The 11928-nt window shown below is 48.9% G+C and carries 14 protein-coding genes; 3 read left to right on the forward strand and 11 right to left on the reverse strand.

The window, feature by feature from the left end; translation table 11 throughout:
* Positions 1-237: stress response translation initiation inhibitor YciH (gene yciH, locus HA494_03680; protein NHV96869.1), on the reverse strand; the 237-nt coding region annotated here is incomplete at its 3' end.
* Positions 238-453: 216 nt separating this feature from the next.
* On the opposite strand from yciH, the gene HA494_03685 reads away from it, so the two are divergent.
* Complete coding sequence (locus HA494_03685; protein NHV96870.1) at positions 454-1101, forward strand: hypothetical protein; 648 nt, start codon at positions 454-456, stop codon at positions 1099-1101.
* Positions 1091-1372 carry a winged helix DNA-binding protein gene (locus HA494_03690; protein NHV96871.1) on the forward strand — a complete coding sequence of 94 codons (282 nt, stop codon included), beginning with the start codon at positions 1091-1093 and terminating at the stop codon, positions 1370-1372. Before HA494_03685 ends, HA494_03690 begins: the two co-directional genes overlap by 11 nt.
* Here the strand turns inward: HA494_03690 and HA494_03695 are convergent.
* From HA494_03695 to HA494_03740, 10 genes are read right to left on the reverse strand one after another with little or no spacing between them, the layout of a single operon-like run.
* Complete coding sequence (locus HA494_03695; GenBank protein ID NHV96872.1) at positions 1369-2223, reverse strand: prephenate dehydrogenase/arogenate dehydrogenase family protein; 855 nt, start codon at positions 2221-2223, stop codon at positions 1369-1371. The genes HA494_03690 and HA494_03695 overlap by 4 nt on opposite strands.
* Positions 2220-3599 (reverse strand): aminotransferase class I/II-fold pyridoxal phosphate-dependent enzyme, encoded by a 1380-nt coding sequence (locus HA494_03700; GenBank protein ID NHV96873.1) that lies wholly within the window; start codon positions 3597-3599, stop codon positions 2220-2222. The genes HA494_03695 and HA494_03700 overlap by 4 nt, the downstream gene beginning before the upstream one ends.
* Positions 3600-3605: 6 nt before the next feature.
* The gene (aroC, locus tag HA494_03705; GenBank protein NHV96874.1) at positions 3606-4703 is read right to left on the reverse strand and encodes a chorismate synthase; all 1098 of its coding nucleotides are present in this window, start codon (positions 4701-4703) and stop codon (positions 3606-3608) included.
* Positions 4693-5991, reverse strand: coding sequence for a 3-phosphoshikimate 1-carboxyvinyltransferase (aroA, locus tag HA494_03710; protein NHV96875.1), 1299 nt, complete (start codon positions 5989-5991; stop codon positions 4693-4695). The genes aroC and aroA overlap by 11 nt, the downstream gene beginning before the upstream one ends.
* The gene (locus HA494_03715; GenBank protein ID NHV96876.1) at positions 5984-6865 is read right to left on the reverse strand and encodes a shikimate kinase; all 882 of its coding nucleotides are present in this window, start codon (positions 6863-6865) and stop codon (positions 5984-5986) included. The genes aroA and HA494_03715 overlap by 8 nt, the downstream gene beginning before the upstream one ends.
* Complete coding sequence (locus tag HA494_03720; protein NHV96877.1) at positions 6849-7700, reverse strand: shikimate dehydrogenase; 852 nt, start codon at positions 7698-7700, stop codon at positions 6849-6851. The genes HA494_03715 and HA494_03720 overlap by 17 nt, the downstream gene beginning before the upstream one ends.
* The gene (gene aroD, locus HA494_03725; protein NHV96878.1) at positions 7690-8367 is read right to left on the reverse strand and encodes a type I 3-dehydroquinate dehydratase; all 678 of its coding nucleotides are present in this window, start codon (positions 8365-8367) and stop codon (positions 7690-7692) included. The genes HA494_03720 and aroD overlap by 11 nt, the downstream gene beginning before the upstream one ends.
* A gap of 16 nt (positions 8368-8383) precedes the next feature.
* Positions 8384-9397 carry a 3-dehydroquinate synthase gene (locus HA494_03730; GenBank protein ID NHV96879.1) on the reverse strand — a complete coding sequence of 338 codons (1014 nt, stop codon included), beginning with the start codon at positions 9395-9397 and terminating at the stop codon, positions 8384-8386.
* A 1-nt stretch (position 9398) separates the two neighbouring features.
* On the reverse strand, positions 9399-10178 hold the full coding sequence (locus HA494_03735) for a class I fructose-bisphosphate aldolase family protein (GenBank protein NHV96880.1): 780 nt from the start codon (positions 10176-10178) through the stop codon (positions 9399-9401).
* A gap of 1 nt (position 10179) precedes the next feature.
* Positions 10180-11406 carry a hypothetical protein gene (locus HA494_03740; protein NHV96881.1) on the reverse strand — a complete coding sequence of 409 codons (1227 nt, stop codon included), beginning with the start codon at positions 11404-11406 and terminating at the stop codon, positions 10180-10182.
* A gap of 262 nt (positions 11407-11668) precedes the next feature.
* Between HA494_03740 and HA494_03745 the strand changes: the two genes are divergently transcribed.
* Positions 11669-11899 (forward strand): Lrp/AsnC family transcriptional regulator, encoded by a 231-nt coding sequence (locus tag HA494_03745; GenBank protein NHV96882.1) that lies wholly within the window; start codon positions 11669-11671, stop codon positions 11897-11899.
* Positions 11900-11928: the final 29 nt, after the last annotated feature.

Consider the following 11928-nt stretch of genomic DNA (forward strand, 5'->3'; position numbering starts at 1 on the left):
ACCTTGTAGAAGCACATATCCGTCCTTCGCTGTACCGCCACACGCTAGTTTTGTTTTAAGGCTCTGTGCAAGCTTCTCTAATTCGGATTGCTTCATATTAAGCCCCTCTATCATCGTAGTCGGTTTTTTGAAGCGCCGCATATCCAACCTAATGATTATCCTACTCTCCTGCTTGTTAAGTTCCTCGCAGACGCAGAGATCACGTGGAAGTCCACATTTACTGCAGGTCTCGGCCATCACACCACCAGTCGATACCTTCCGGGTGTAGCGGGAATCGAGTAATCTTCCGGCTCCATCATCTTCCTACTACATGCGATTACGATAAAAGGGGTATAAAAATTTTAAAGAAGGGTAGACGTAGAGTCTAGTTAGCTGAGCTGCTTGTCTAGGTTGTTAGGCAAGGAAGGCTTTAATAACCCCGCCTATAGTTAGACTAAGAGGGGCCCTAGGGCCTTGTCTACCCTACTCGTTGCTGAGGGTATGCTCGCTCTACTCGGAGCATTCATAGGGCTATCCATAGCTTATATTTCGTTAATCGGATACAGAGAGACAGGCAGCCCAGCTCTGCTTAGGCTCACCTCAGCATTTATTCTCCTCTTCTTAGGCTTTACCTGTGAAGCACTTGCCGTATTTGGGTATGTTGGCGTGCTTCCTATCCTCGCCCTTGCAACAGCCTTCTTTACAATCGCCTCAAGTTTCTTAGAGACCTTAGGTTTCTTCTTCTTAGCCTTCTCGTATATACTTAACGTTAGGGCAACTCAGAGGGTCTCAGTTATGCCCTTGATACTCCCGCTAAGCCTACCCGTTATTCAAATTTCAGCTGCTCTGAAGTCTATTTCTTTTTACCTACTAATATATGCGGCGGTAGAAACCGCTATATCATATATGAAGACGAGGAGGGCTGAAACGTTAGTGTTATCTCTTGGCCTCATATTCCTCGCTGTAAGCGAGCTCATAAGGTGGATAAGCTACGTTGAGTTATCTTGGCCGTTTTGGTACTCTACATCTCTGGTTCTAAAGTTGATAGGGTTCTCAGCCCTCTTAGCCCCGATAGTTAAGTTCGCTTCATTAAAGGGTGGTGTCTTAAAGAATGGTGTATAGAAACTCTTTACGAATCGTCGTCGATATACTCACGATCGCAAAGAATTCTGACTCAGAAAAGGGTGTTGGTATAACAACTCTGCTTCGCAAGGGTAATATATCGTACTCACGGTTAAGCCGCTTATTAAAAGACTTGGTCAAATGTGGGCTCATCGAGGAGGTCAACGCAGAGAGGGGTATGAGATACAGAATTAGTGATCAAGGGCGCCAGTTCCTTGTCGCATATTCACGCTTCGAAGAATTTGCTCAATCTTTTGGGTTGCGCCTTTAGTGGCTCTTCTCAGCTAATCTGTATATGTTTTGGTAGGCCTCCCGATACGCTGGGTCTAAAGACAATTTCTTCTCTAACCTCTTAACAACCTTCTCTAACGCTGCTCCTCTCTCCACATATTGGCTGAGTTTCCTCGCCGCATCAAGATACCGCTTGACTACTTCCTGTGAATATGGGTTCTTTGTTAATAACGTGGAGATGAGGTGTCCGCTGCTCTGAATAACAGCTTCCAGTAGGTCAAGTTGCATAGACAATGTTGTCCCAGCATACTGCCGTAGCTTCACTACTTTAAGCTTCGATATAGAAAGACCGAAAGCGAGATTCACAAAGTAAGGTAAGGTTAGAGAGAAGGCTATCATCCTATCATGCTCTTCCACATCGCACTTTACAAAACTGGCCTCTGGAAAAAGCTGTCTAGCTAACTCAGCCTCACGCTCTAGATTCTGCACTTTGACCACGACTATGCGCCCAGACTTTAAATCGGTCAGACCTGGGCCGAATAAGGGATGCAATGAAAGAGGTGTAATATGTTTAGGTAGCCGTCTTAAGGCTGAAATTGTGGGGCTCTTCAGGGACGAGATTTCCACTAGCAGCGCGCTGCTTTCTCTAACCCTTCCTATCTCTGCCACCATTTTAGGCGTAGCTTCTATAGGTATTGAGAGAAATATAACATCAGACCTATAGATACACTCCTTTAGGGTTGGTGTAAACTCTGCGCCCATCTCTTTTGCTAACGCTTCAGCGTCTTTCCTCCTCTTATCATAGATCCTAACCTTGTGCCCCTCCTTGATAAAGTAGTTGGTGAACCACCTCCCCATGCTGCCAGCAGCGCCTACTACAGCTATATTCACAGCATCTCACGCATCCTCGCCACCCCTTCACGCAGCTCTTCTTCTGGTCTGCAGAACGACAACCTAATAAATTGAGGGTAGTTCCCGAAGCCTGAGCCCGGTGTTAGGGCTACTCGATGCTTCTTAAGCATCTGCTCAACGAACTCTTCACCGCTTATACCACCTTTAAGTTTAAAGAAGATGTAAAAGGCGCCGTCAGGCTCCTTATACTCTATTGGTAGAGGCTTAAGTAGCGATGTTACGAGCTCACGCCTCTTCTTCATCTCTGCTACATAGACGTCAACTTCATCAAAGCAGTCCAGCGCCGCTACACCAGCCAACTGAATAGGCTCTGGAACGCAAGTGTAGAGGTCCCCTGCGAGGTCTGCGATGGTGTCGCAGCGTTCGCTTGATGTGATTATGTATCCGAGTCTGAAGCCTGTCATACCCCAGGCTTTAGAGAATGTGCCTATTACTATCTTTTCGCAGTCTTCTGCTAGTAGGCTGTGGCGGTTTTCGTATGAGAATTCCGTGTATGCTTCGTCGCTTAATATGGTTAAGTTGTGTTTGGCAGCTATTTCTATTATTGATTCGATGGTTCTTCTTTTCAGAGATTTGCCAGTTGGATTGCTGGGCGAATTTAGAATGATGGTCTTTGTTGTCTCATCTATCAGCTCCTCTATTTTGTTTACATCAAGCTCCCATTCGTCTTCGAGCTTTGTATGCACGACCCTAGCTCTACAACCAAAGGATTCAACGCATTTCCTATAGGCTGGCCAAGATGGTTCGATGATTATTGCTGAGTCGCCTTGGCTTAAGGTGGCTGAGAGTGCAAGAGTGAGAGCCGCCTTCCCTCCTGGTGTAATTAGGACTTCGTTTGGTTTGATAGACGCTCCCCATCTTTCACTCATCTTATCTGCTAAGGCTCTTCTTAACTCAGGTAGACCGTACTTTGAGGTGTAGTGTGTGCGCCCCTCTTTAAGCGCTTTTACCGTAGCATCTAATACTCTTTGCGGCGGGCCAAAGTCAGGTTCACCAACTTCTAAATGGATTACTTTTGAGCCTTGCTCCTCTAGGCGCCGACTTTCTTCAAATACAGTTGTGGGTGTGATTAGAGGTTTGTACGCTGGTTTCTGTAAGGCTATCGATTCCGAAATAAGTAGGTTAAGAAGTTTAAGTCCTTTGGCTGGGTCCAAGCTGTATTTGCTACATATCTCTCTGATCTGATTAGCCAAATTCTTCTCTACTCGGTAATCATCGATAGATAGGTTGAGCTTCGCTTTTAGAGACGCTATCTTGCTTACTAGGAGCGTCCTTTGGCAGAACGCTTCAGCTATTATGCGCGTCTTTTCAGCTATCTGCTCTCTGATCTCTTCAAGCAGTTCACGATCATCCAAAGTGGCTCACTTCTCTACTACCGCTGGTATGTACCCGCCTCTCAGGGCCAGATCTGCCAAAACTATCGCTGTTACCGCCTCAACTATAGGAACAGCCCTCGGTACAACACAGGGATCGTGGCGCCCCTTGACCACTATCTCTACTTCCTTCATAGATCTGAGGTTGACGGTCTTCTGCTTCTTTGCTATGGATGATGGTGGTTTGAAGGCTGCTCGGAACACAAGCGGCATACCAGTCGATAACCCGCCGAGCACCCCGCCTGAGCGGTTGGTTAAAGTTACAATCTTACCGTCTCGGACGGTGAATTCGTCATTGTCTTCTGATCCTTTGACCCTTGCTGCTTGGAAGCCTAAGCCAAATTCTACGCCCTTAACCGCTGGTATGGAGAATATTGCTTTGCTGAGCTCGCTATCGAGCGAGCTAAATATGGGCTCTCCGACACCAGCCCTTAAGCCATCTACTATGCATTCTACGATGCCGCCTACACTATCTCCTTCTTCTTTCGCCTCAAGTATCTTCTCCCTCATGAGTTTCGCCGCTTCTTCGTCCGGGCATCTGACCTCATTAAGGTACCTACGCCGCTCTATCTCATCTAAACTCATTTCAGACGCTTTTATGCCTGCTATCTCTTTTGTGTAGGCTATTATACGCACACCTAAGCATCTGCTCAGCAGCTTCTTAGCAACAGCCCCGGCCATCACAAACCCAACGGTCACTCTTGCTGAAAAGCGCCCGCCCCCTCTATAGTCCTCAAACCCCAGATATTTTACACGCGCAGGGTAATCTGCGTGCCCCGGTCTGGGTGTGTCCTTAATCTCCTCATATGGTGTTGAATCTACGTCGCGATTCCAGACCACCATGCAGATAGGTGCGCCTGTTGTTCTGCTGTTAAAGACGCCGGAGAGGATGTCTACTCGGTCTGATTCCACTCTTGCTGTTGATATGGGGCTGCTTGGTCTTCTAAGGTCGACTTCACGCTGAATCTCCTCTACCTCTATAGGTAAGCCAGCTGGGCAGCCGTCTATAACCGCACCTACGCATCTACCGTGGCTTTCGCCGAAGCTCATAACTGCAAAGCGCTCACCTATTAGGTTAGCCGGCATCTTGCTCCACTTCCAGAGATGCACCCAGCTTCCTCATATCTTCTATGAAGGTCGGGTATGAGACATCGACACTTTCAGCACCTATCACTTCACATCCGCTTTGTGTTGCTAACCCAGCTAGGCAGAATGCCATGAATAGGCGATGGTCGCCTTTTGAGTCAAGTGTGCACCTCTTAAGCGTGCCTCCTTTGATCTTCAAGCCGTCTTCGTAGAGCATTACTTCGGCGCCCATCCTACTCAACTCCTCAGCCAACACAGTCAACCTATCTGTTTCTTTGTATCTAGCGTGCGCCACCCCCCTTACCTCCACACCCTCCCTACACCTCAACCCAAGCACAGCTACTACTGGTAGGAGGTCTGGGCAATCTGATAAGTCGAATACCCCACCCTTTAGCATATCTTTAGAGCCCCTAACTCTAACAGACCCCTCCTTAACCTCCGCTTCAGCACCAAGATCTCGTAGGATCTCTATGATGCTGCTGTCCGCCTGTGGTTGTTGCAAGGAGAGGTTACCGACTTCGACTTCACCGCCTGTAAGTGCTGCTGAGGCTACTATGAAGGCTGCCGAGCTGAAGTCGCCCGGGATATCTACTTCTGTAGGCTTGTATCTTTGACCGTGTGGTATGTGGAAGACCCCTTCCCTAGGGCTCGCTACCTCGCCGCCGAATTCACGAATAGTGTGGAGGGTTGCTTCAACATATGGTCTTGAGACCAACTTGCCGGCTACTTGAATCGTTGTGTCGTTGTCAGCGAGAGGTGTTGCTATAAGTAGGGAGGAGATGAACTGAGATGAAATATCCCCCCTTATCACAGCGACGCCACCTTTTATGCCACCACCCTGCACCAAGATGGGTGGCTTACCGTTAAGTCTGGTAGACCAGCATTTTACACCTAGCTGCGTTAGAGCGTCTAAAAGTGGTTGCATCGGTCTCTGCCTTAGGCTGCTGTCTCCCGTGAGCACGGTATAGCCGCTGGGGGTTAGAGCTGATACTGAGGTCATTATTCTGATGGTAGTGCCAGAGTTTTCCGCATCTATCACATCCTCGGGGGTCTGGGGGCGATCAACACCTCTAACTGATAGAGAGATATTTTGCTTGGTTACTTCGGCGCCGATTGCTTTAACCGCTTCTATTGTCGCATTTGTATCTCTAGCCGATAGAGGTCGGTTGATCTTTGAGAGACCGTCGCTGAGCGCTGCTAGTATAACCGCTCTATGCGTGTAGCTCTTGCTCGGCGGCGCTTCGACAAAACCATTAACGACTGAAGGATATACTTTAACCTTAACCACTGGCCAGCACCCTCGCCCGCCTATTATTAACTTTAGTTAAGATAACCTTGCCGCCTAAGTTCTGTAATGCTGAAACCAGCTCATTAACAAACTCGCTTCTGCAGAGCGCAGATACCGCTGGCCCGGTTCCTGAGAGCCCAGCGGCTAGAGCACCGTGCTTTATGGCTTCTGCAGCAGCCCTTACATCAAAGCCTAGTGCTGCTGAGTAGACCAACCCGTTTATGGTTAGGGCTTCTAGATATTTACCTTCTGAGGCTAGCTTGAATGCTTGTAGAGCGAAGGGTTTGAATCGCTCCACATTCTGCCTGCTTATCTTCTGCTTCTCCAACCTTTCTTCAGGCACATAAATCACCACCTCTAGGTCTTCAGGTCCCTGCTCTCTTTTTAGGAGCTTGAGGTTTGTGTTGTCTGTGAGGCAGTAGCCGCCGAAGTAGCTTGCGCAGGCATCGTCAAAAGCGCCTGTTATGGTTACCTTCGCTTTGATGGCGGCGTTAACGCCTATCTTGACGAGCTCTAAATCATCGACCTCCGTGCCTAAAGCTGCTTTGGCAGCTAGCGCGATGGCGTTCGCAGCTGCGCTTGAGCTCTTGAGCCCTCTTGCCAACGGTATCTCTGAGTATGTGGTGACCTCTGCGCCTACCCTTCTTTTGGCTAGAGCTTCTATTATCGCTTGTGCCATAATCTTAGAGGATTCTACGTCGCTGGGTTGGTGCTCTACCCCCTCTAACCTCACATCCACCCCCTCGGTTCCATCGATTATCTTGACTTCAGCTTCGAGCCTCAAGCATACACCGAGTGAGCATCCTAAACCTGTTGCAACCGCGTTTACTACAGAGACGGCGCCGTATGCTTCAGCCCTACCCCACATCCTCAACACCGAGCTCCATCTTCAAAGCCTTGAGCATAGCTTCCTTAGGAGGCTCGAGCCCAGTCCAGATACTAAAGGATTCTGCTGCTTGCTCAAGTAGCATCTTGTAGCCAGAGATGGTTGTTGCACCAGCCTCTTTAGCCTCCTTAAGGAGCTTGGTTTGGGTTGGTCTGTAGACTAGGTCGTAGACGATTAGATCGCTTCTTAGAAGAGCCTTAGGTATGATCGACTCATCCACATTCGGGTACATGCCGACAGGGGTTGCGTTGACCACCAAACTTGCTCTGCTAAGGGCTTCTTTTAGGCTCTCTTCGTTAAGATGCCCCACCTTCAGTTTAGTGTTGTGTTGCTTAGATAGGTTGAGGGCACGCTCTATACTTCTGTTAAGCACAATTACCTCTCTGCAACCAGCCTCTAGAAGTGCCCTTACACAAGCCTTTGCTGCGCCGCCCGCACCCAATATTAGAGCCGTCATCTCATTTAGTTTAAGATCGAGCTCCAGAAGCGGGGCTAAGAAGCCGATTACGTCTGTGTTATAGCCTAGTAGGGAGTCACCATCTAGCTTGACCGTGTTGACCGCACCAACCTTCGCAGCCGATGGATCTAGGTGTGTGAGCAGCGGGATAATCTGCTCTTTATAGGGTATTGTGACGTTAAAGCCGCAAACCTTAAGCGCTTTCAGACCCTTTATGGCATCTTCAAACACTGTAGGCTCTATGTCGAAGACGAGGTAGACCGCGTTTAGACCGAGTGCTTCAAATGCTGCGTTATGTATGGCTGGGGAGGCTGTATGTTCGAGCGGATGCCCAACTAACCCATAGATCTTGGTCTTATAGTCGATCTTCATAACCTAGCACACGATACAACCTAAGCGCTTCACTTAACTCTATCTGCCCTGGAGCAGTAGCCTCTTTCAAGCAACTGTAGACTATAGGAGAGCCGAGCATCGGAGCAAGCACCCTAGAAACGAGCCCTAACTCACCCATGCAGAACGCTATGAGCCTACCTTTCGGTGCTTGCTTCAGCACCTCCAAAACTCTAAGGTTGTCTTCGAACCTTCTCGCTGTGGTTACGACCTTACCCACGCCTCCGAAGCTCAACGCCTCCTCCACCCATCTGCTTAAGGTAGATTGGTTCGGTGTGTTGGTGAAGCTGTGCTTAGAGGCTATCAACGTGGTCTTTGTGTAAACTTCTGTAAGCTTCTTCTCTTTCTTCACGGTATCTAACTCTATATCGATGTAGGCTGGCTTAAGGTCTGTTAGGTGGTAGAGGAGCTGTATGCGTTTCGCTTCATCCCCTGTAAACCGCCCACCCTCTTTGCTAGATCTGAGAGTTAGGATGCACCTACCCTCTATACCCTTGGTCACGTTCTTCAGCTTCTCAACATCAAATGTTCGAAGGTAATCGAGTCTAAGCTCGACCAGATCAGCACCCAGCTTTATAGCAGCATCAGCCTTCTTTTTAAGGAGGGCGTAGGTTTTAGCACCTACCGAAACACATACCTTCATCCCTAAGATCCGACACCTATTTTTCTAAGATGTATTCGTCAACAGCTGCTCCGAAGTGCCTACCCTTCGCTTCCACTACACTAGCAAGTATGCGGTCGCCACGCTTAAGCTCGGTCACAGACTTCACCTTACCATCCTCGCAGACCAAGGCTATAGTCTCAGCGTTCTGAAGCAGTACGCTCCCAACCTCCTCTCCAAACGAGGCTTTAACTAAGACCATTGGTCTACGCTCTATCTTAACCCTACCTACTGTAGCTACTCTAGGCGGATCCTTAGGGCTCACCACCAGCACTTGGTCTCCGGCTTCAAGCTCAGACAAGTACTTTGTTCTGCCGTCTGGCATGAGTATGTAGCTGCTGACGCTCCCAGCGTTTACTCGGAAAGGTCTGGGTGAGGTGAACTTTGAACCCAAGGATTCGTTGTGAACAAGGAAGAAGAAGTTAGATCTACTACCTACGAGCAGCCCCTCGCCCAAGCTTAGCATCGAGGATGTATCTACACAAACCCTATCACCCACACCAGCCTCCCTAACCTCAAGCACCTCAACAGGCACAAGACGAACAAAGGAAACAGCCCTAAGATAGTCGAGGGTCTGCTTAACCTCCTCAAGACTAGAGGTTTTCAGCACAACACCATCCACACCACGCTCCAACACACCGAGCAGCGGCCTAACTTCGCTAGGCGAAGAAGCGTAAGCATATAGCTTGCAGCCACTTGACTGAAGCTCGGCTACGAGATTCTCTAATGGTATGATCTTCCAGTCAGCGGTTTCAACGAGCACGGCTTTAGCGCCTCTCTTTGCATCCACTATGATCTTCTCAAGATCTGCCCTATCCGTAATCCTCTTTCTCAGCACCAGTCCCCTAACCTCTTCAGCAGATTCAGAAGGTTGAATGAACTCCACATCAACACCCTCGACTGGTTTGCAGAGGAACTTCTTTACACCTAGAGCTTTGGCGCCCTCTATGAAGTTCGTTAGGTCGCTCGCTTTTACTATAGGTTCGATGATAACCTCTTTACCCTCGAACATTTCACTCATTCACTGCCTTAAGCGCTTCATCTACACCCACACCATCGAACACAAGCCTACTAAGAGCCTTCGTTATGCCACGCGGACTAGTGTGCTGGAAGACGTTCCTACCGAAGGTCACACCCATCGCCCCAGCGTCCAACGCGCCTTTAGCCATAAGCAGCACCTCCCTATCACTATTCACCTTAGGTCCGCCAGCTATAACTACTGGCACAGGGCATCCACGCACCACCTTGCTGAAGGTCTCTGGGCTTCCTGTGTAGACCGTCTTTACGATGTCAGCACCAGCCTCTGCACCAACCCTCGCTACGTGCGCAACCACATCTGGATCATACGGGTTCTTTATGTTCTCACCCCTCGGATACATCATAGCAATCAGAGGCATACCCCAGCTATCACATTCATCAGCAACAAGCCCCAAATCCTGCAACATCTCAGGCTCATCCTTACAACCTATGTTGATATGCACAGAGACAGCATCAGCACCCAACCTAATCGCTTCTTCAACACCCGCGACGAGCATCTTACGGTTAGGCGATGGACCGATATCTGTGCTGGCTGAGAGGTGCATAATTATACCAGTACCCGGGTGAGTTTGAAGACCCTTAAGGATACCTTTGTGAACAAGAATCGCCGAAGCCCCTCCCTCAGCGATCTGTTGAATCGTAAGATAAATTGTGTCAAGACCCTTCACCGGACCTATGCTGATGCCGTGATCCATTGGTATACAGAGCATCCTACCTTTTCTAGTCAGCCTAGCGATTCTAAGATGCTTACCCATCTTAACTCACCTCCTTTCTACTAGTCACCATCAACGCGTCTCGGAGAAGTGCAAGCGACTTATCTCGATCAGCCATCGAAACAAAGAGCCTTATCGATGAACCCGCTGTAACCAAGCCGTAGACGTTTATCCCGTGTCTAGCAAGCGGCTGAGTAACACGCTGAACCATACCTGGGCTGGTCTCCATAGCAGGGGCTTTAACAGTTATCATAACGAGGTTACCGTAGCTGCTGACCGCTTTCCCGAAGCCTGTCGAAACAACCCAAGAATGCAGCTTCCCTAAAACTTTGTCCCCATTTAATACATAGAGCACAATGGACTTCGGCTCAGAGCCCATAGAGATCACCCTACCCCCACCAGAGTAGACCGTATCTAATAGTTCACCAATGGCTCTGTATGAGCCGTTTATGTTGCCGACTACTGTTATCATAGTGACTGGATCTGGTAAGGCTTCGATATCTATGTTGAGAAGCGGCTCACCATCTATCATCGTCCCCTTATCTTCAGAATCGAGGCTCGCTATGTAGATAGGCACCCCCTCAGCCTTATACCTCAGTGCCTTATAATGTAGGAACTTCGCGCCGCCTAGACTAAGGGCTAACGCCTCCTCTGAGTCAAGAGTGCTTAAAGGCACTGCATCAGAAACCTTATCCGGGTCGCTGGAGAAGACCTTACCCACATCCTTAACAAGCACCACCTCCTTCGCCTTCAGAGCGCTTCCAAGGAGCACCGCTGTAGTGTCACTACCACCCCTACCGAGCGTGGTAATCTTACCATCCAGCGTCTTCCCAACGAATCCGCAGACCACAGGAACCTTACCCTCATTAAGCAGAGGCTTTAGCCGCTCCTCAACGAGCCGCTTCGTTTCTTCGTAGAGCGGGTTAGCGTCAAGATGGTTCGAATCTGTTACAATAGGCCAATGGGGTGAATCGGGGTCAACCGCAACAGCATCTAACCCGAATCCTTTCAGCGCAGCGGCAAAGAGCCTCGCGCTCGTACGCTCGCCCATAGAGAGGACCTCATCAAGCATTTCTGGGGTGATATTAGGGTTCGCCATACGCGCGGTTGAAAGTAGGGAGTCGGTTACACCACGCAGAGCCGAAACGACCACAACAACACCCAGACTTCCTGCATGCACATCCTTGACTCTCTGCGCTGCCTTCTTGATGTGCTCATCGCTGTCGAGCACCGAGCCTCCGAACTTAAAGACTACTACATCTTCTACCAACAGAAACACCCCTTAGAGATTTATTTATTCGATTGGAAGGAGGGTTGGATGATACTCGAAGGGTTCTATAATCGATGCTGGTTGAAAAGGTGATCACACTCGCGGTAAAGTAGATCGCCTCGCACTTCCCCTCCACCTTCCGTGCGGTATCTAACACGCCGTATATAAGTTCTTCTGCTTGATGTGCCTTTCATCGGGATAAGATTGTTGTGGTGTCGAGCTTCGGTAAGAAATATATATCTGTGCATCTACATTTGATAGTATGCCGATAGCGTTTGTTATGATTAATGCTGAGTTGGGTTCCGAGAAAGCACTGATAAAGGAGCTGCGCAACATCGAGGGTGTTGTTGAAGCGAACGAAGTCTATGGGGTATATGATATCGTAGTTAAAGTGGATCTTCCGACTATGGATAAACTTAAAGAAGTGATCTCAAGAAAGATACGTGGGTTAAGCGGGGTTCGCTCAACACTAACTATGATGGTGATAGAATAGGTGTAGAACCCACTTTAACATAAGGCTGA

This window comes from Nitrososphaerota archaeon, assembly GCA_011605775.1.
Lineage (GTDB): Archaea > Thermoproteota > Nitrososphaeria > Nitrososphaerales > JAAOZN01 > JAAOZN01.

Bases quoted from the DNA above. Each gene is read 5' to 3' on its own strand.
- aroC (NHV96874.1), bottom strand. From the start codon at position 4,703: ATGCCGGCTAACCTAATAGGTGAGCGCTTTGCAGTTATGAGCTTCGGC.
- HA494_03690 (NHV96871.1), top strand. From the start codon at position 1,091: ATGGTGTATAGAAACTCTTTACGAATCGTCGTCGATATACTCACGATC.
- HA494_03735 (NHV96880.1), bottom strand. From the start codon at position 10,178: ATGGGTAAGCATCTTAGAATCGCTAGGCTGACTAGAAAAGGTAGGATG.
- HA494_03730 (NHV96879.1), bottom strand. From the start codon at position 9,397: ATGTTCGAGGGTAAAGAGGTTATCATCGAACCTATAGTAAAAGCGAGC.
- HA494_03745 (NHV96882.1), top strand. From the start codon at position 11,669: ATGCCGATAGCGTTTGTTATGATTAATGCTGAGTTGGGTTCCGAGAAA.
- aroD (NHV96878.1), bottom strand. From the start codon at position 8,367: ATGAAGGTATGTGTTTCGGTAGGTGCTAAAACCTACGCCCTCCTTAAA.